At 58.4% G+C, this 19,111-nt stretch carries 22 protein-coding genes; 6 read left to right on the forward strand and 16 right to left on the reverse strand.

The window, feature by feature from the left end:
- Positions 1–6 precede the first annotated feature (6 nt).
- Complete coding sequence (locus tag QMX93_RS15540) at positions 7–576, forward strand: GspH/FimT family pseudopilin (protein ID WP_282356876.1); 570 nt, start codon at positions 7–9, stop codon at positions 574–576.
- Here QMX93_RS15540 and ispH read toward each other — a convergent pair.
- From ispH to murJ, 6 genes are all read right to left on the reverse strand, one after another.
- Entirely contained in the window at positions 533–1,477 is a 945-nt protein-coding gene (ispH, locus tag QMX93_RS15545) for a 4-hydroxy-3-methylbut-2-enyl diphosphate reductase (RefSeq protein ID WP_038361699.1), read from the reverse strand. The genes QMX93_RS15540 and ispH overlap by 44 nt on opposite strands.
- A 206-nt stretch (positions 1,478–1,683) precedes the next feature.
- Entirely contained in the window at positions 1,684–2,121 is a 438-nt protein-coding gene (gene fkpB, locus QMX93_RS15550) for an FKBP-type peptidyl-prolyl cis-trans isomerase (protein ID WP_178087437.1), read from the reverse strand.
- 7 nt (positions 2,122–2,128) lie between these two features.
- Positions 2,129–2,641, reverse strand: coding sequence for a signal peptidase II (lspA, locus tag QMX93_RS15555; protein ID WP_122592781.1), 513 nt, complete (start codon positions 2,639–2,641; stop codon positions 2,129–2,131).
- Entirely contained in the window at positions 2,634–5,465 is a 2,832-nt protein-coding gene (gene ileS, locus QMX93_RS15560; protein WP_282356881.1) for an isoleucine--tRNA ligase, read from the reverse strand. The genes lspA and ileS overlap by 8 nt, the downstream gene beginning before the upstream one ends.
- 13 nt (positions 5,466–5,478) lie before the next feature.
- A complete protein-coding gene (gene ribF / locus QMX93_RS15565) occupies positions 5,479–6,417 on the reverse strand; it encodes a bifunctional riboflavin kinase/FAD synthetase (protein ID WP_038361708.1) in 939 nt (312 codons plus the stop codon).
- 129 nt (positions 6,418–6,546) lie between these two features.
- A complete protein-coding gene (gene murJ, locus QMX93_RS15570; protein WP_282356883.1) occupies positions 6,547–8,085 on the reverse strand; it encodes a murein biosynthesis integral membrane protein MurJ in 1,539 nt (512 codons plus the stop codon).
- Between the two features lie 252 nt (positions 8,086–8,337).
- On the opposite strand from murJ, the gene rpsT reads away from it, so the two are divergent.
- Complete coding sequence (rpsT, locus tag QMX93_RS15575) at positions 8,338–8,610, forward strand: 30S ribosomal protein S20 (RefSeq protein ID WP_003228351.1); 273 nt, start codon at positions 8,338–8,340, stop codon at positions 8,608–8,610.
- Between the two features lie 183 nt (positions 8,611–8,793).
- Here the strand turns inward: rpsT and QMX93_RS15580 are convergent, their stop codons facing one another.
- The 5 genes from QMX93_RS15580 to rplU all read right to left on the reverse strand — a co-directional run bounded on the left by QMX93_RS15580 (position 8,794) and on the right by rplU (position 12,551).
- Entirely contained in the window at positions 8,794–9,261 is a 468-nt protein-coding gene (locus QMX93_RS15580) for a CreA family protein (RefSeq protein ID WP_053123976.1), read from the reverse strand.
- Positions 9,262–9,271: 10 nt separating this feature from the next.
- Entirely contained in the window at positions 9,272–10,390 is a 1,119-nt protein-coding gene (proB, locus tag QMX93_RS15585) for a glutamate 5-kinase (protein WP_053123978.1), read from the reverse strand.
- 137 nt (positions 10,391–10,527) lie between these two features.
- Complete coding sequence (cgtA, locus tag QMX93_RS15590; protein WP_159815771.1) at positions 10,528–11,751, reverse strand: Obg family GTPase CgtA; 1,224 nt, start codon at positions 11,749–11,751, stop codon at positions 10,528–10,530.
- Between the two features lie 193 nt (positions 11,752–11,944).
- A complete protein-coding gene (rpmA, locus tag QMX93_RS15595; RefSeq protein ID WP_003176049.1) occupies positions 11,945–12,202 on the reverse strand; it encodes a 50S ribosomal protein L27 in 258 nt (85 codons plus the stop codon).
- 34 nt (positions 12,203–12,236) lie between these two features.
- Positions 12,237–12,551, reverse strand: a complete 315-nt coding sequence (gene rplU / locus QMX93_RS15600) for a 50S ribosomal protein L21 (RefSeq protein ID WP_003176051.1) — start codon at positions 12,549–12,551, stop codon at positions 12,237–12,239.
- A gap of 240 nt (positions 12,552–12,791) precedes the next feature.
- On the opposite strand from rplU, the gene QMX93_RS15605 reads away from it, so the two are divergent.
- From QMX93_RS15605 to QMX93_RS15615, 3 genes are all read left to right on the forward strand, one after another.
- A complete protein-coding gene (locus QMX93_RS15605) occupies positions 12,792–13,760 on the forward strand; it encodes a polyprenyl synthetase family protein (RefSeq protein WP_007909817.1) in 969 nt (322 codons plus the stop codon).
- A gap of 144 nt (positions 13,761–13,904) precedes the next feature.
- Positions 13,905–14,246 (forward strand): zinc ribbon domain-containing protein YjdM, encoded by a 342-nt coding sequence (locus QMX93_RS15610; RefSeq protein ID WP_053123983.1) that lies wholly within the window; start codon positions 13,905–13,907, stop codon positions 14,244–14,246.
- A 207-nt stretch (positions 14,247–14,453) separates the two neighbouring features.
- Positions 14,454–14,711: a hypothetical protein gene (locus QMX93_RS15615; protein WP_282356887.1), complete on the forward strand. Its 258-nt coding sequence runs from the start codon at positions 14,454–14,456 to the stop codon at positions 14,709–14,711.
- A 119-nt stretch (positions 14,712–14,830) separates the two neighbouring features.
- On the opposite strand, the gene QMX93_RS15620 is transcribed toward QMX93_RS15615, so the two are convergent.
- The 3 genes from QMX93_RS15620 to QMX93_RS15630 all read right to left on the reverse strand — a co-directional run bounded on the left by QMX93_RS15620 (position 14,831) and on the right by QMX93_RS15630 (position 16,499).
- Positions 14,831–15,448: an FKBP-type peptidyl-prolyl cis-trans isomerase gene (locus QMX93_RS15620; RefSeq protein WP_008078561.1), complete on the reverse strand. Its 618-nt coding sequence runs from the start codon at positions 15,446–15,448 to the stop codon at positions 14,831–14,833.
- 122 nt (positions 15,449–15,570) lie between these two features.
- Positions 15,571–15,876 (reverse strand): DUF6482 family protein, encoded by a 306-nt coding sequence (locus tag QMX93_RS15625; protein ID WP_053123987.1) that lies wholly within the window; start codon positions 15,874–15,876, stop codon positions 15,571–15,573.
- 134 nt (positions 15,877–16,010) lie between these two features.
- Positions 16,011–16,499, reverse strand: a complete 489-nt coding sequence (locus QMX93_RS15630; RefSeq protein WP_053123989.1) for a TIGR00645 family protein — start codon at positions 16,497–16,499, stop codon at positions 16,011–16,013.
- Between the two features lie 159 nt (positions 16,500–16,658).
- Between QMX93_RS15630 and QMX93_RS15635 the strand changes: the two genes are divergently transcribed.
- On the forward strand, positions 16,659–18,488 hold the full coding sequence (locus tag QMX93_RS15635) for a hypothetical protein (protein WP_282356894.1): 1,830 nt from the start codon (positions 16,659–16,661) through the stop codon (positions 18,486–18,488).
- Positions 18,489–18,524: 36 nt separating this feature from the next.
- Here QMX93_RS15635 and QMX93_RS15640 read toward each other — a convergent pair whose 3' ends face one another.
- The gene (locus tag QMX93_RS15640; RefSeq protein WP_053123993.1) at positions 18,525–18,839 is read right to left on the reverse strand and encodes a hypothetical protein; all 315 of its coding nucleotides are present in this window, start codon (positions 18,837–18,839) and stop codon (positions 18,525–18,527) included.
- Between the two features lie 27 nt (positions 18,840–18,866).
- Positions 18,867–19,111 (reverse strand): hypothetical protein (locus tag QMX93_RS15645; RefSeq protein ID WP_282356895.1); only part of this gene is annotated, 245 nt, incomplete at its 5' end.

Raw genomic sequence — 19,111 nt, forward strand, 5'->3', positions numbered from 1 at the left:
GTTTTCATGACGCAACACGGTTTCAGCCTGATAGAACTGCTTATGGGACTGGCGATCGGCGCAATTGTTCTGCTGTTGGTCAATCCGGCGTTCGCAACGCTGCGCGAATCGAACCAGCGGGATCTCGCCGCGCAGTCGCTGCTCGACGGTGTTCGCAACGCACGCAGCCTGGCCATCACGCGCAATCAGAGCGTGGTGATTCATGGCATCAACGGTGACTGGAGTCAGGGCTGGCGGATCATTGTGGATATCAGCGGCAAAGGATCTGCGGACAGCAGCAATCCCTTGTTGGCAGAACGTGCGAGTGACGCAAAGGTGCCGATTGTCGGTAATCGATCAGTGAGTCGATACGTGCGCTTCAGCAGTCTGGGACAACCGCTGATGCCCGGGCGGGCGTTTCAGGCAGGGACATTACATATTTGCTCGACTCACGAGCCGGTCAGCCAGCGCCAGGTGGTGCTGGCGGCGACCGGTCGCGTGCGCCTGAGCAGCAAAAGCGCTGAACAGGCGTTGTGTCAGAAAGCCAAAAACGTCAGATCGAACGAACGCGCAGCTCTTTCGGCATCGAGAACGTGATGTTCTCTTCGCGCCCGGCCAGCTCATCGGCGCCGGTCGCGCCCCAGGCTTGCAGTTGCTGAATCACGCCACGCACCAGCACTTCCGGTGCGGAGGCGCCAGCGGTGATGCCGATACGCTCGACACCGTCGAACCAGCTCTTTTGCAGGTCTTCAGCGCCGTCGATCAGGTAGGCCGGGGTGGCCATGCGCTCGGCCAGTTCGCGCAAGCGGTTGGAGTTGGAGCTGTTCGGGCTGCCGACCACCAACACCACATCGCATTCGTCGGCCAGTTGCTTGACCGCGTCCTGACGGTTTTGCGTGGCGTAACAGATGTCGTCCTTGCGCGGGCCGCCGATAGCCGGGAAGCGTGTGCGCAAGGCATCAATGACGCGACTGGTGTCGTCCATCGACAGCGTGGTCTGGGTGACGAAAGCCAGTTTTTCCGGGTTATGCACCTGCAATTCGGCAACGTCTTTTTCGTCTTCAACCAGGTAGATCGCGCCGCCATTGCTGGCGTCGTACTGGCCCATGGTGCCTTCGACTTCCGGGTGACCGGCGTGGCCGATCAGGATGCATTCACGACCGTCGCGGCTGTATTTCGCGACTTCGATGTGCACCTTGGTCACCAGCGGGCACGTGGCGTCGAATACTTTCAGACCACGGCCGGCGGCTTCGGTACGCACGGCCTGGGAAACGCCGTGGGCACTGAAAATGACGATGACGTCGTCCGGCACCTGATCCAGTTCTTCGACGAAGATCGCGCCACGACTGCGCAGGTCTTCAACGACGAACTTGTTGTGCACCACTTCATGGCGCACGTAGATCGGTGGCCCGAAGACTTCCAGGGCGCGGTTGACGATTTCGATCGCCCGGTCCACACCGGCGCAGAAGCCACGGGGATTGGCGAGTTTGATTTGCATGCTATGCCTCGTGTCTTGCGCGCGAAAACAATGAAAAACCATTGTAGGGATCAGCTCTCTGTGGCGAGGGGATTTATCCCCGTTCGGCTGCGTAGCAGTCGTCGACCTTTCAGCGCATTCATTCAGAATTGCGGTGCCTGGTTCGGGGGCGCTTCGCACCCCAACGGGGATAAATCCCCTCGCCACAAAGGCTCACTCCTACATTTTTATAGCGCTTTAACGGAAATGATTTCCACGTCAAAGGTCAGCGTCTTGCCTGCCAGCGGGTGGTTGAAGTCGATGGTCACTTGCGTGTCGTCGAATTCTTTCACCACGCCCGGCAGCTCAGTATTGGCCGCATCGTTGAAGATCACCAGCAAACCCGGCGACAGCTCCATGTCGACGAACTGCGAGCGCGGGATGATCTGTACGTTCTGCGGGTTCGGCTGGCCGAAAGCATTTTCCGGCTCAACAGTCAGCGTGCGCTTGTCACCGGCCTTGAAGCCGAACAGCGCCGCTTCGAAACCTGGCAGCAAGTTGCCGTCGCCGACCTTGAAGGTCGCCGGGGCTTTGTCGAACGTGCTGTCGACGGTGTCGCCGTTCTCCAGGCGCAATGCAAAGTGCAAAGTGACTTCCGTGTTCTGGCCGATGCGTTGCTCAGCCAATACCTGTTCAGTCATGAACGGCCTCTTCGGTTTTCTTGGTTTTGAACATGTCCAGTGCCAGCATTATCGCGCCAACGGTAATCGCGCTGTCGGCGAAGTTGAACGCCGGGAAGTACCAGCGATTCTGCCAGTGCACCAGAATGAAATCGATCACATGACCCAGGGCAATGCGGTCGTACAGATTGCCCAGCGCGCCACCCAGCACCAGCGCCAAAGCGACGGCCAGCCAGGTTTCGTTGCGGCCCAGGCGCTTGAGCCAGACCACCAGCACCGCACTGACCACAATGGCGATCAGGGCAAACAGCCAGCGCTGCCAGCCGGAGCTGTCCGCGAGGAAGCTGAAGGCAGCGCCGGTGTTGTACGCCAGTGTCCAGCTGAAGTAATCAGGAATGATCACGATCTGCTGGAACATTTCGAGCTTGCCTTCGAAGTAAAACTTGCTGGCCTGGTCAATGACCAGAACCAGCAAACTCAACCAGAGCCAGCTCAACCGTCCGAAACGGCCAACGGCATTAGGCATAGTGACGAACCTCGCCAGCGCCGCTGATGTTGTCGACGCAACGACCGCAGATTTCCGGATGCTCCGGGTTCACACCAACGTCTTCACGGCAGTGCCAGCAACGGGCGCACTTCGGGAAGGCCGATTTGACGATCTTCAGCTTCAGGCCGCTGACTTCAGTCACGACCGCGTCTTCAGGTGCGCTGACAAAAGGCGCAACGCTGGCCGTCGAAGTGATCAGGACAAAGCGCAGCTCGTTGCTCAGCTTGGCCAGATCGGCGCTCAGGGCGTCTTCGGCGTACAGCGTCACTTCGGCTTGCAGGTTGCCACCGACGGCTTTGGCCGCGCGCTGGATTTCCATTTCTTTGTTGACCGCTACTTTGACCGCCATTACGCGCTCCCAGTAGTCGCGGCCCAGTTCAACGTCAGCTGGCAGTTCGGTCAGGCCTTCGTACCAGGTGTTGAGCATGACCGATTCGTTACGCTCGCCCGGCAGGTATTCCCACAGTTCGTCGGCGGTGAAAGCGAGGATCGGCGCGATCCAGCGCACCAGCGCTTCGGAGATGTGGAACAGCGCGGTTTGCGCCGAACGGCGAGCCTTGCTGTTGGCGCCAGTGGTGTACTGACGGTCCTTGATGATGTCGAGGTAGAAACCGCCCAGCTCCTGCACGCAGAAGTTGTGGATCTTCGAGTAGACGTTCCAGAAACGGTATTCGCCGTAATGCTCTTGCAGCTCGCGTTGCAGCAGCAAGGTGCGGTCGACCGCCCAACGATCCAGCGCGAGCATTTCTTCAGCCGGCAGGATGTCGGTGGCCGGGTTGAAACCGCTCAGGTTCGAGAGCAGGAAGCGCGCGGTGTTACGGATACGACGATAGGCGTCCGCGCTGCGCTGCAGGATCTGGTCGGAAACCGCCATCTCGCCGGAGTAGTCAGTCGAAGCCACCCACAGACGCATGATGTCGGCGCCCAGGGTGTCGTTGACTTTCTGCGGCGCAATCACGTTGCCCAGCGATTTGGACATCTTGCGGCCGGCTTCGTCGACGGTAAAACCGTGAGTCAGCAGTTCGCGGTACGGCGCGTGATTGTCGATGGCGCAACCGGTCAGCAGCGACGAGTGGAACCAGCCACGGTGTTGGTCAGAACCTTCCAGGTACAGATCGGCGCGCGGGCCGCTCTCGTGACCCATCGTGTGCGAACCGCGCAGGACGTGCCAGTGCGTGGTGCCCGAATCGAACCAGACGTCGAGGGTGTCGCTGATTTTGTCGTACAGCGGCGCTTCGTCGCCGAGCAGCTCGGCAGCGTCCATCTTGAACCAGGCTTCGATGCCTTCGACTTCAACGCGTTTGGCGACTTCTTCCATCAGCTCGACGGTGCGTGGGTGCAGTTCGCCGCTTTCCTTGTTCAGGAAGAACGGGATCGGCACGCCCCAGTTACGTTGACGCGAGATGCACCAGTCCGGACGGTTGGCGATCATCGAATGCAGTCGCGCCTGGCCCCAGGCCGGCACGAACTTGGTGTTTTCGATGGCTTTGAGCGAACGTACACGCAGGGTGTCGCCGCTGGTTGGCTCTTTGTCCATGCCGATGAACCACTGCGCAGTGGCGCGGTAGATCAGCGGGGTCTTGTGGCGCCAGCAGTGCATGTAGCTGTGTTCGATGACGGTGGTGTGCATCAGCGCACCGACTTCGGTCAGCTTGTCGACGATGGCCGGGTTGGCCTTCCAGATGAACTGGCCGCCGAAGAATTCCAGCGACGGCACGTAAACGCCGTTGCTTTGTACTGGATTGAGGATGTCGTCGTTGACCATGCCGTATTTTTTGCAGGTCACGAAGTCGTCTACGCCGTAAGCCGGAGCGGAGTGAACCACGCCGGTGCCAGCGCCCAGTTCAACGTAGTCAGCCAGGTACACCGGCGACAGACGGTCGTAGAACGGGTGACGGAAGTTGATCAGCTCCAGCTCTTTACCGGTGGTGGTCGCGATGACCGAACCTTCGATGCCGTAGCGCGCCAGGCAGGCTTCAACCAGCTCTTCAGCCAGCACCAGCAGCTTGTCGCCGACATCCACCAGTGCGTAGTTGAATTCCGGGTGAACGTTCAGTGCCTGGTTGGCCGGGATGGTCCACGGGGTGGTGGTCCAGATCACGATCGAGGCAGGTTTGCTCAACGATGGCAGACCGAACGCGGCAGCCAGTTTGGCTTCGTCAGCAATCGGGAACGCAACGTCGATGGTCGAGGACTTTTTGTTCTCGTACTCGACTTCCGCTTCAGCCAGGGCCGAACCGCAGTCAAAGCACCAGTTCACCGGCTTGAGGCCCTTGAACACGAAACCGCCCTTGACGATTTCCGCGAGGGCACGGATTTCACCGGCCTCGTTCTTGAAATCCATGGTTTTGTACGGGTTAGCCCAGTCGCCCAGCACGCCGAGACGGATGAATTCGGACTTCTGTCCTTCGATCTGCTCGGTGGCGTAGGCACGGCACAGTTCGCGGGTCTTGTCCGCGCCCAGATTTTTGCCGTGGGTCACTTCAACCTTGTGCTCGATCGGCAGGCCGTGGCAGTCCCAACCCGGAACATACGGCGCGTCGAAACCCGACAGGGTCTTCGAGCGGATGATCATGTCCTTGAGAATCTTGTTCAGTGCGTGACCGATGTGGATCGTGCCGTTGGCATACGGAGGGCCGTCATGCAGAACGAACTTCGGACGATCCTTGCCAATCTCGCGCAACTTTCCGTACAGGCCAATACTGTCCCAGCGCTGCAGAATCTGCGGTTCGCGCTGTGGCAGGCCGGCCTTCATTGGGAAGGCGGTGTCCGGAAGGTTAAGCGTGGCTTTATAGTCGGTCATTTAAGGCTCTTCATTAGCGATGGGCGCTAGGTGCGGCTAGTGCACGGGCGGTGGCGACATCCGCATTGATCGCCGTTTTCAATGCCTCCAGGGAGGCGAAGCGCTGCTCTTCACGCAGCTTTTGGTGGAAAACCACCGTCAAACGCCGGTCATACAGATCGCCGGCAAAATCTAAAAGATGGACTTCAAGGTGGGCCTTGCCATCACCTTGTACCGTAGGCCGCACGCCGATATTGGCGACGCCGGGCCAGGTCTTGCCGTCTATATCGACATCCACCAGATAGACCCCGGTGAACGGCACGCGACGACGCTTGAGTTGAATGTTGGCAGTGGGCGTGCCCAGTTGCCGGGCCAGTTTCTGGCCATGCAGCACGCGACCGGCGATCCGGTACGGGCGACCGAGCAAACGTTCGGCCAAGGCAAAATCGGCGGCGGCCAAGGCATTGCGCACTTGCGTGCTGCTGACGCGAATGCCGTCCAGCTCGACGGTTTGCGCCGCTTCGACGGTAAAACCGTGAACCTGCCCGGCCTGCATCAGGAAATCGAAATCACCGAGGCGGTCGCAGCCAAAGCGGAAATCGTCACCGACTTCAAGATGCTGCACGCCGAGGCCATCCACAAGGATGGTGTCGACGAACTCACTGGCGCTGAGTTTGCTCAAGCGCTGGTTGAACGCCAGGCACAACACCCGGTCGACGCCTTCGGCGGCCAGCAGTTGCAGCTTGTCGCGCAACCGGGCCAGACGTGCCGGCGCGGTCTCGGGGGCAAAGAATTCCCGTGGCTGCGGCTCGAAAATCACCACGCAGCTGGGTACGCCCAACTCGAGCGCACGCTCACGCAGTCGGGCCAGGATAGCCTGGTGACCACGGTGAACACCGTCAAAGTTGCCAATAGTGGCGACGCAGCCCCGATGCTGGGGGCGCAAGTTGTGGAGGCCTCGAACCAGCTGCATAACGCGCTTCTTGCTCATAAAGTGGTCGATTATAACCACACCCGACGGCCGACGACAGGCAACACCGTAACGCAAAGTGAACGAGCCGACAAAACTGCCGGCCCGCGCCCATCCATAAAGAGAAAAACCTTAGCTCAAGGCCTTGCGATTGAAGTCGCGCAGGCGGAAACCGAGCAGCAGCAACATACCGAAATAGGACACCACGCCCGCCGCGACCAAGGCGCCCAGACGCAGGAAGCGCTCAAGCATGTGCCCTTGATCCCATGGCGGCATGAAATGCATGCCGATCAACAGCACCACGGACATCACCGCCACCGCGACCACCAGTTTGAAACCGAACTTGGCCCAACCCGGCTGCGGCTGATACATCTGCTGCTTGCGCAGCTGATAGAACAGCAGCCCGGCGTTGAGGCAGGCACCCGCACTGATGGCCAAGGCCAGACCGGCGTGAGCCAGTGGGCCGATCAATACCAGGTTGAACAGCTGGGTAACCACCAAGGTGAAGATTGCGATTTTCACCGGGGTGCGGATGTTCTGTTGCGCATAAAAGCCCGGCGCCAGCACTTTGATCACGATAATCCCGAGCAGGCCGACAGAATAAGCAATCAGCGCACGTTGAGTCATTTCTGCGTCAAAGCCGCTGAACTGACCGTACTGGAACAGCGACACGGTCAGCGGCTCGGCGAGAATCCCCAACGCCAGCGAGCACGGCAGCACCAGCACAAAGCACAGACGCAGGCCCCAATCGAGGATCCGCGAATACTCGTGACGATCCTTGCTCGCATAGGTTTTTGCCAATGTCGGCAGCAAAATCGTGCCCAACGCCACGCCAAGCACACCGGATGGCAACTCCATCAAACGGTCGGCGTAGTACATCCACGACACCGAACCTGCGACCAGAAACGAGGCGAAGATAGTGTTGATGATCAGCGAAATCTGGCTGACCGAGACACCGAGGATCGCCGGCAGCATCTGCTTCATCACGCGCCACACGCCGGTATCGCGCAGGTTCAGACGCGGCAGCACCAGCATGCCGATCTTTTTCAGGTGCGGCAGTTGATAGAGCAGCTGCGCCAGACCACCGACCAATACCGCCCAGCCAAGGGCCATGACTGGTGGATCGAAGTACGGGGTGAGGAACAGCGAGAACACGATCATGCTGACGTTAAGGAAGGTCGGCACAAATGCGGGCACCGAGAAACGGTTCCAGGTATTGAGGATCGCGCCGGCCAGCGATGACAGCGAGATCAGCAATATATAGGGGAACGTCACCCGCAACAGATCAGAGGTGAGCTGGAATTTTTCCGGCGTATCGGTGAAACCGGGCGCCGTGGCCCAGATCACCCAAGGCGCCGCGATCATGCCCAGTGCGGTGACGATCGCCAGTACCAGCGTCAGCAAGCCCGATACGTAGGCAATGAAGGTACGGGTCGCCTCTTCGCCCTGCTGACTTTTGTATTCGGCCAGAATTGGCACGAATGCCTGGGAGAAAGCGCCCTCGGCAAAAATTCTTCGCAGCAGATTGGGCAGTTTGAAGGCGATAAAGAAGGCGTCTGTCGCCATCCCGGCGCCGAATGTGCGGGCGATGAGCGTGTCACGAACAAAACCCAGAATCCGGGAAAGCATCGTGATAGAGCTGACGGCGGCCAACGATTTGAGCAGATTCATTGAGGGAATTTGTGCCTGTCGATAAACAGCAGGCGAATTAAGCGCCTACTTATGCGATACTCCGCGCCGCAGCAGCACAGAGCCAAAGCTCGCGAGTTTACAGGTCAAGCGCCGGAAATAAATATCCCGCCTCTTTATACCTACCACTTAGCGGAACGATTCAAGTGCCCTTGACAAGACTTCTCTTCATCGGCATGATTCGCGGCCTATTTTGTTTGCTATTTCCTAAAAAGTCTTTCGAGGAGCTCGACGGTGGCCAACTCACCTTCCGCCAAAAAACGTGCAAAACAGGCTGAGAAGCGTCGCAGCCACAACGCCAGCCTGCGTTCCATGGTTCGCACCTACATCAAGAATGTAGTTAAAGCCATTGACGCAAAAGACGCTGAAAAAGCTCAAGCTGCATACGTTCTGGCTGTGCCAGTTATCGACCGTATGGCCGATAAAGGCATCATCCACAAGAACAAGGCTGCTCGTCATAAGAGCCGTCTGAATGGCCACGTTAAAGCACTGAAAGAAGCTGCTTAATCGACGTAGTCATTAAAAAACCGACCTTAGGGTCGGTTTTTTATTGCCTGTGATTTAACAAATCCTGCGCAAAACCAACTGTAGGAGTGAGCCTGCTCGCGATAGCGATGTGTCAGTCGATGCAATTATTGACTGTTACACCGCTATCGCGAGCAGGCTCACTCCTACAGTTGGTTTGCGGGGTTATTGCTGGACGGGCACCCATGGCAGGATCGGGATCGCTGTAACAGCATTCTGCGGGCTGCCTTCGATCAAGCGATCGCTATAGACCAGATACACCAGCGTATTGCGCTTCTTGTCGAGGAAACGCACCACCTGCATGGTCTTGAACACCAGCGACGTGCGCTCCTTGAACACCTCATCGCCATCCTTCAGATCGCCATTGAACTTGATCGGCCCCACCTGACGACAGGCGATCGACGCTTCTGCGCGATCTTCAGCCAGACCCAAACCACCCTTCACCCCGCCCGTCTTGGCGCGCGACAGGTAGCAGGTCACGCCTTCGACCTTCGGATCATCAAACGCTTCGACCACGATCCGGTCGTTCGGGCCGACGAATTTGAACACTGTCGACACCTGACCGATTTCCTCGGCCGAGGCCAGCAATGGCATCGCCATCAGCAGGCCCAACAATCCTTTTGCTAAACGCATCGAGTTTTCCTTACACCAGGATCAGGTTGTCACGGTGAACCAGTTCTGGCTCCGCCATGTAACCGAGCAAACCGACAATCGCATCCGACGACTGACCGATGATTTTTTGTGCTTCCAGCGCGCTGTAGTTGGCCAGGCCACGAGCGATCTCACGACCGTCCGGCGCCACGCACACCACCATCTCACCGCGACGGAAGCTACCCTGCACCAGTTTCACGCCGACCGGCAGCAGGCTTTTGTTGCCTTTGGACAGCGCCGACACCGCACCATCGTCCAGCACCAGCGTGCCGCGCGTTTGTAGATGGCCGGCCAGCCATTGCTTGCGCGCCGCGAGCATGCCGCGCTCAGGCGACAGCAAGGTGCCGATGCGCTCGCCCGCTTTCAGGCGATCAAGCACGCGCTCAAGGCGCCCGCCAACGATGATGGTGTGCGCACCGGAACGCGCAGCCAGACGCGCCGCGCGCAGCTTGGTCTGCATGCCGCCACGCCCCAACGCACCACCGGTACCGCCGGCGACCGCATCGAGACTCGGATCATCGGCGCGCGCTTCGTAGATCAGCTGCGCATCCGGATTGTTGCGCGGATCGGCGTCGAACATGCCGTCGCGGTCGGTAAGGATCACTAGCAGATCCGCTTCGACCAGGTTGGCCACCAGCGCCGCCAGCGTGTCGTTGTCGCCAAAACGGATTTCGTCAGTCACCACGGTGTCGTTTTCATTGATCACCGGAATGACTTTCAGCTCGACCAGCGCACGCAAGGTGCTACGGGCATTGAGGTAGCGCTTGCGGTCGGACAAGTCGTCGTGAGTCAGGAGAATTTGCGCCGTGTGCCGGCCATGCTCGGCGAAGCTTGATTCCCACGCCTGCACCAAACCCATCTGACCGATCGCGGCGGCCGCCTGGAGCTCGTGCATCGCGCTGGGTCGCGCGGTCCAGCCCAAACGGCTCATACCGGCCGCCACCGCCCCGGAGGACACCAGCACCAGCTCGACGCCCGCTTCATGCAGCGCCACCATTTGCTCAACCCAGACACTCATAGCCGCGCGATCCAGCCCTTTGCCATCTGCTGTCAGCAAAGCGCTGCCGATCTTCACGACCCAACGCTGCGCACCTGTCACCTTGCTCCGCATCATCTTCAACCTTAGCTTGAGGGCAGCGCGACCCAGCGCCGCCCGTGACGTTATTCGTGGCTATGCCTTACCAACGATCGATTTCCAGATACTAAAACGCCGCTCGATTGAGCGGCGTTCAAGTTTATCGCAACGGATCAGTCACGCACGTAAATGATTTCCGGACCGTCTTCGTCATCTACATCTTCTTCGTCCCAATCATCGTCGCCGATGTCGTGAACCGACTTCACGCCGCTGCGGCGCAGGGCACGCTTGTCGTCCAGCGCCTGCAACTGGGCGCGGGCTTCGTCTTCGATGCGCTGATCGAGGTCGGCCAGCTCTTCCTTGTAAGCCGGATCAGCAGCAAGGCGATCGGCACGATCTTCCATGTAACGCATGATGTCGTGGCACAGACGCTCGGTACCGATCTTGGCGATAGCCGAGATCACGTAAACCGGGCCAGTCCATTCCAGGCGACCAACGATCTCCTTGACGCGCTCTTCGTGCTCTTCTTCAAGGATCTGGTCGCACTTGTTCAGCACCAGCCAGCGATCACGCTCGGCCAGGGACGGGCTGAACTTGATCAGCTCGTTGACGATCACTTCTGCCGCGTCCGGAGCGCTGGCGTCATCCAGCGGCGCCATGTCGACGAGGTGCAGCAGCAGACGCGTACGCGCCAAGTGCTTGAGGAAGCGAATACCCAGACCGGCACCATCAGAAGCGCCTTCGATCAGACCCGGAATGTCCGCAACAACGAAGCTCTTCCAGCGATCGACGCTGACCACACCGAGGTTTGGCACCAGCGTGGTGAACGGGTAGTCGGCAACTTTCGGCTTGGCCGCCGACACCGAACGGATAAAGGTACTTTTACCGGCGTTCGGCAAGCCCAGCAGGCCAACGTCAGCCAGTACTTTCATTTCCAGTTTCAGGTCGCGCTGCTCACCCGGCTTACCCGGCGTGGTTTGACGCGGCGCACGGTTGGTACTGGATTTGAAACGGGTGTTGCCCAGACCGTGCCAGCCGCCCTGCACAACCATCAACTTCTGACCAGCCTTGGTCAGGTCGCCGATGACTTCCTGAGTGGCGGAGTCGATCACTGTGGTGCCAACCGGCACACGCAGGATCAGGTCTTCGCCCTTCTTGCCGGTGCAGTCAGTGCTGCCACCGTTGGAACCGCGCTCGGCATCGAAGTGCCGGGTGTAACGGTAGTCGACCAGGGTGTTGAGGTTTTCGTCAGCCATCATGTAGATGGAACCGCCGTCACCGCCATCACCACCGTTCGGGCCACCGTTTTCGATGAATTTTTCCCGACGGAAACTCATGGCACCGTTGCCACCGTCACCAGCCTTTACGCGAATCGATACTTCATCAACAAACTTCATAACCAACGCCTCTCGCCGTACGGACGAGCCGAAAAACAATCAAGACATAAGACTCTTGCAAAAATGAGCGCAGCGACCCCAAAACACGACCTGCATCGCACGCCGACAGCCCATACAAACAGTTTTGCAAGAGACTCACCCCACAAACGAAAAAGCCCCGTCGCGAGACAGGGCTTTTCCAGCGATTGCGCAATTAAGCTGCGACAACGCTCACGTAACGGCGGTTGAACGCGCCCTTTACTTCAAACTTGATCACGCCTTCGATTTTCGCGAAGAGGGTGTGATCTTTACCCATGCCAACGCCGTAGCCAGCGTGGAATTGGGTGCCGCGCTGACGCACGATGATGTTGCCCGGAATGATTTTCTGGCCGCCATACATCTTAACGCCAAGGCGTTTGGCTTCTGAGTCGCGACCGTTACGGGTACTACCACCAGCTTTTTTGTGTGCCATGAGTCAATTCTCCTAGTGAGGAATTAGGCTGAAATTAAGCCTGAATACCGGTGATTTTGATCTCGGTGTACCACTGGCGGTGGCCCATACGCTTCATGTGGTGCTTACGACGACGGAACTTGATGATGCGGACTTTATCGTGACGACCTTGGGAGATCACTTCAGCCACAACGGTAGCGCCAGCAACAACTGGAGCGCCGATGTTCACGTCATCGCCATTGGCGACCAACAGAACGCGATCAAAAGTAACGGATTCGCCGGTAGCGATTTCCAGTTTTTCGATCTTCAGGTATTCACCTGGGGCGACTTTGTATTGCTTGCCACCAGTAACAATTACTGCGTACGACATGGTATTTCTCCGATAATCCTGCTCACCCAGCTCTTTATAAGAAGAGGTATTGGCTGGCATGGCTGCATAAGGCTGGAAGGCCTGATTGCAATTGCGTAAGGCAGGTGCTGCCCAGGAAGTTCAGGGTGCGCGATTGTACGCAAGCTGTTGAAGTGTTGCAAGAGGCCGTCCATCGCGCCTTGACAGGTCCGGGTGGGGGTCCTAGCATGCCGCGCAACCCTTCTGGAGCAACTGTCTCTGATGCAACCCCAAGCTTTCTACCGCGCGGTGGCGGACGATTTTAGCGCCGTCGACGGCATCATCAAGAAGCAGCTGACTTCCCGAGTACCGCTGGTATCGAAAATCGGCGATTACATCACGTCGGCCGGCGGTAAACGCCTGCGTCCTTTATTAGTGTTGCTGTGTGGCAAGGCATTGGGTCGCGAAGGCGACGACATGCGTCTGCTCGCCGCCACCATCGAATTCCTGCACACCGCGACCCTGCTGCATGACGACGTTGTCGACATGTCCGGCATGCGCCGTGGCCGCTCGACCGCCAATGCCATGTGGGGCAACGCTCCGAGCGTGCTGGTCGGCGACTTCCTGTACTCGCGCTCGTTCGAAATGATGGTCGAACTGGGTTCGATGCCGGTGATGAAGATCCTGTCCCAGGCCACGCGCATCATCGCTGAAGGCGAAGTGTTGCAGCTGTCCAAGGTTCGCGACGCCAGCACCACCGAAGAAACCTACATGGAAGTCATCCGCGGCAAAACCGCGATGCTTTTCGAGGCATCGACCCACAGTGCTGCGGCGCTGGCCGGTGCCACAGCTGAGCAGAGCGAAGCCCTGCGCACTTTCGGCGATCACCTCGGTGTGGCGTTCCAACTGGTCGACGATCTGCTCGACTACAAGGGCGACGCCGAGACCCTGGGCAAGAACGTCGGTGACGATCTGGCCGAAGGCAAGCCGACCCTGCCGCTGATCTACACCATGCGCGAAGGCACGCCGGAACAGGCTGCACTGGTGCGTCAGGCGATTCAGAAAGGCGGGATCGAAGACCTGGAAAGCATCCGCATTGCCGTGGAAGCCTCCGGTTCGCTGGAGTACACCGCGCAACTGGCCCGCGATTACGTGGCCCGTGCGATCAAGTGCCTCGAAGCGCTGCCGGCCAGCGAATATCGCGATGCACTGGTTGAATTGAGTGAGTTTGCGGTCGCCCGCACTCACTGAGATCGCTGTAGCAAGATCAAAAGATCGCAGCCTTCGGCAGCTCCTACAGGGGTTGTCGGGGCTGCGATTTTTGCTTTTGACTGCCTGAACAGCTAAAACCCTATACAATGTGCGACTTTTAGCGATCCCTCCCAAGGAGCCTTAGTGAGCACGTTGCCACCCTGCCCGAAATGCAATTCCGAATACACCTACGAAGACGGTACCCAACTGGTGTGCCCGGAGTGCGCCCACGAGTGGTCTGCCAGCGGCGAAGCCGAAGCAGCCTCCGATGACACCGTGAAGAAAGATTCGGTCGGCAACGTCCTGCAGGACGGCGACACCATCACCGTGATCAAGGATCTGAAGGTCAAGGGCACCTCGCTGGTGGTCAAGGTCGGCACCAAGGTCAAGAACATCCGCCTGTGCGATGGCGACCATGACATCGACTGCAAGATCGACGGCATCGGCCCGATGAAACTCAAATCCGAGTTCGTCAGAAAAGTCTGATTGCGCTGTCATCCATCCCGCGCCAGCCGTGGGATGGAGCTTCACCCTCCCCCGCCGTACCTCAATAAATCCACGCAATAGCCAAACGCCAGCCGTTTTGACCTTACGCAATCTTTACCCGGAAAAAATCAGAATCCGCCAATAGGCGCTTGCTATTTCGATAATAAGAATTATTCTCATCAAACACCTGCAATGGAGATGAGAACCATGACTTATTTGATCGACGCCTGGCTGGATCGCCCACATCCCTACCTCAGGATCCTTCATCGGGAAACCGGCGAGGTCTGTGCGGTGCTTGAAGAGGAAGCCTTGCATGAGCTGCAGGATCAAGGGGATCTGGATGTCAGCAGCCTGAGTTCCAGCGAGCCGATGGTGCTCAAGGAACTGGTGCGCAATCTGTTCCTGTTCTGCTACGCCCGGGCGTTGCGCCCGACCCATGAACTGCAGCACAAGATCGAAATATGAAACACGCCACAAACCCTGTAGGAGCAGAGCTTGCTCGCGAAAGCGGTCTTTCATTCAACATTGATGTCGATTGACCGGACGCCTTCGCGGGCAAGCCTTGCTCCTACAAGGTCACGGGATTACAGAACGTCCAGCAGCTCGACGTCGAATACCAGAACGCTGTGCGGCGGGATGCTACCAACGCCTTGCGCGCCGTAAGCCAGTTCGCTCGGCACGTACAGACGCCATTTGCTGCCGGCATTCATCAGTTGCAGGGCTTCGGTCCAGCCGGCGATCACGCCGCCAACCGGGAATTCTGCTGGCTGGCCGCGCTCGTAGGAGCTGTCGAACACAGTGCCGTCGATCAGCGTGCCGTGGTAGTGAGTACGCACCTGGTCTTCACGGGTTGGCTTGGCGCCTTCGCCCTGAGTCAGCACTTCGAATTGCAGGCCGGAAGCCAGAGTGGTGATGCCGTCACGCTTGGCGTTTTCAGCCAGGAATGCCAGACCTTCGCCAGCAGCGGCTTCAGCTTTGGCAGCCGCTTCGGCTTGCATGATTTCGCGGATAACCTTGAAGCTGGCAGACATTTCTTCCTGACCAACACGGCTTTCCTTACCGGCGAAAGCGTCGGTCAGACCGGCCAGGATCGCGTCCAGGCTAACGCCCGGTGGCGGGTTGTCGCGCAGCTGGTCACCCAGCTGACGGCCGATGCCGTAGCTGACGCGGGTTTCGTCGGTGGACAGATTTACTTCGGACATGACACTGCTCCGCTGTGCGGACGGCCACAAGACTTGCCGTGCGTGCACAGCGCGTCCCGGCGCGCCCGGAACCAAAAGGGCGAGCAGACTAGCACAGATGCTCCGGCGATGGGACGCAGCGCCTACAGGGCGGAACGCCAGGCCAGCGGTACCTTCAGACTTTCCTCGCCACTGGCGCCCAGGCCACACATTTCATCATGTACCGAGGTGTGTACGAGGTTGAACGGCAGCACCGGAAAGGCATGCAGCAAATCTCGCGCATGCTCCACCGAACGCAGCGTCAGCATGTTGCCCTTGGGATCACTCAACGGATACGCCGCGCCATGCATCCGCGCTTCGAGCAGATAAATCCCGCCCTCCATCGAGATCAGATTCAGCTCATCGACCTTCCTGGCAATGGCAAACGCATTCAACTCTTGCAGGTTCATGTGCGCACCTCTCGCGGTGGCGAATCAGGACGTCTACAGGGATATGCCCGCGCGCCCGAAAGCACAAGCCACAAACGACACCGCCCGTCTGTTTCGCAACAGACGGGCGGTGTTTTGCAGCGTTCAACAAACGATCAGTGCTTGGTGAGCTTGTCCAGGTAACCCATGGCGAAGGCCGAGATCACGAAGGTCATGTGAATGATCACGTACCACATCAGGTGCTCGGGATCGACGTTCTTGGCGTCCATGAAGATGCGCAGCAAGTGGATCGAAGAGATCGCCACGATCGACGCCGCGACTTTCATCTTCAGCGAAGACGAGTCCATGGTGCCCAGCCAGCTGAGCTTTTCCTTGCCCTCGTCGATGTCCAGTTGCGAGACGAAGTTCTCGTACCCGGAAATCATCACCATCACCAACAGGCCGCCGACCAGCGCCATGTCGATCAGCGACAGCAGTACCAGAATCAGATCCGACTCGGCCATCGCAAACACGTTGGGCAGGATATGGACGATTTCCTGGAAGAATTTCAGTGCCAACGCGAGCAGACCGAGGGACAAGCCGATGTAGATCGGCGCCAGCAGCCAGCGCGTGGCGTACATTGCGTTTTCGATAAAGCGTTCCATTGAATCTCACACTGGGGGCTGGAAATGGCGGCGAGTATACCAGCCCGCCATGACCGCCAGAAACCGTCCTGAATCCGCCGTTTGCGCACGTATGACAAAGAATTTCTGCTAGTGTCCAAACCTATGAAAGCCCAGTGACGTTGGACAGGATGAGTGGAAATGGATGTGCGATTGCCGATAACAACTGCCGGAATTTGCTTCGCGCTGCTAATGAGCGGTTGCTCGCCCGGCGATGAGAAGCACGCGACAAGTCTTGAAGAGAAAACCGCCAAGTTCGAACAGTCACTGGACACCATCACCGATCCGAAACTCAAGGACGCCGTCAGCGAACTCGGCGGCTCATTGCTGTTGCTCCAGCGCGCAAAACAGAAACTCGACAGCAACCCGGCGAAAACCGAATACGGCGAAGATGCGCTCGGCGTGCTCAAGCATTACCCAAGCCCGCAGGCATTGGTCGATACCTTTATCAACGGTCTGTTTGTGCTGCACAAGGATTCCAGCTCCGACTACCTCACCGACCTGCAACCGGTGTTCCCTTTCAACCTCAATATTCCCGGCGGCTTCCTCTTTCCTCACGGCGTGGAATGGCAGTCGGTCACGCTGAGTAACAAACGTGTCATTGGCTACCAGCCGGAATGGTCGGAAACCGATCCCGGCATTCAGCTCAGCCCGTCCAGCTCCAACGTCACCAACCCCGATGACCTGACCGTGACCTACCCGTTCATCGACGGTCTGAACGTCGACAAGAAGAGCCTGCCGCAACCGGTCAGCCTGCAAGGCAAGCTCGAAGTCATCGCGCCGCGTCGCCTGTACAGCTTCGACCTGACGCAGAAAGACGTTGGCCAGACCCGCACCAACGACAACCTCAGCGTGAAACTGCTGAAGCTTGAAAAGAATTCCGCCGAAGTCGAATTCAGTAACAGTCAGCCATTGGCCCCGGAAGTGGCTGAGGCGCAGCTCAATCCGATGATCGTTCAGGCCCGCGATAGCACCGGGCAATATCTGGTGCGTGCTGGCTCGATCAACGAGAGCCCGGAGCAAGTGGCGTTCTACGAAAAACAACTGACGAACCTGCAACAGCAGAAAGCCTGGAGCGATGCGCTGGACAAGCAGCTCACTGCCCAACAACAGGCGTTCGAGGAAAAACATCCAAAGCGTTACAACAAGGTCTACTTCAACGGCCCGATCGAAACCCTGGAAGTCAGTGTGCTGGATTTCTCTTCGGTGACCGTATCGCGTAAAGCGCTGGACTTGCCGATCCGCGCCTTCAAACAGCACACCACGGAAAAAGCCATTCAGCCGCTGGATCTGCCGGTGACGGTTTACGACGATCAGACGGTGAGCTGGCTCAAGGGCGCGAGCCTGACCGAAGAGCAATTGAAAGCCGGTGTGCGCATCCATCAATCCGTCGAAGAACCGAGCGCCGCACGCATCGAGTTCTCCCACCGCCGCACGTTCAACGATGAATTGCTCGGTGACGATTTCAACCCCGGCGAAAGCCCGGTGACGTTCTTTACCGAGAAGCACAACGGCAAACTCGACGAGCCGATCGAACTGCCGCCCGAGGCGTACCAGGTCGATCCGTTGCGCGCGACGATTACTTACGATTTGAATCTGTTCCCGGAAACCCCGGCGATTGCCGTCGGTTCGATGCCGTTGTTTTTGGCGACTGTGGCCAAGCAGGCCTACGACGAAAAGTCGTTGCCCAAAGGGCTGGAGATCAAGAACAACACGCTGCTGGTGGATCTGAAATTGTTTCCGGCCAACGAATATCGCTACTTCGTCAAAGACGACAGCGGTAATTATTTGAAGGAAATTCTTTCGGTCAGTCACGACGCCAGTGCAGAGGGCCCGGCGTTAGTAGGCGTGCATTATTTTTACGGTCGCCCGACTCACGTGGAAACCTATCAGCGAACCGACCTCGCCACCGTGCAATATGGTTTTGAGGTCAAACTCGACAAGGCGCAGGTGTCTGATACTGCTCCTTGAAGAGCAAGATCAAAAGATCGCAGCCTGCGGCAGCTCCTACAGGGCGCGGCTGCGGCCTCCGTTGATTTGGCGCAGCTGGGCTTGCAGGTGCAGGCTCCAGATTTGCGGATCGTCGGCCAGTTCGTAGCCGTGCAGCGTCAGGCTCTCAACGATGGTGTCGAGAATCGACTCGGCCGCGATCGGCCCGTGAAACGGCCCCTGGGCTTTGATGGCGGAAGGTTGTTCGCCGGCCATACCGGCGGCGAAGAGTAGCGTCCACATGCCGTTATCGCCGGCCAACGGCTTGATGGCGCATTCGATGCGGGTCACGAGACCCAGGCATTGACGGGTGAGGCAGAGGTTGCGCGACATGGCGGCGACCCTCGGTGAAGCCGGTATTCAGCCCCCACGGGAGGACTGGCTCGATCCAGTGATACTGTCGATATCCTTGAGCTGAGAATAGAAGAAAAGTCCGCTGCGCAAGCCAGATAGAACCAGCAGGCGCCGAATGGTCATTGTGTGAAGTTTGACGTCAGAGTAGTGGCGAATTTCCAGAAGATCACCACAAAGCAAATGTAGGAGTGAGCCTGCTCGCGATGGCGGTGTGTCAGGCAACTCATTCGCCGACTGACACTCCGCTATCG

The organism is Pseudomonas sp. PS01303 (assembly GCF_029959385.1).
Classification (GTDB): Bacteria; Pseudomonadota; Gammaproteobacteria; order Pseudomonadales; family Pseudomonadaceae; genus Aquipseudomonas; species Aquipseudomonas rustica.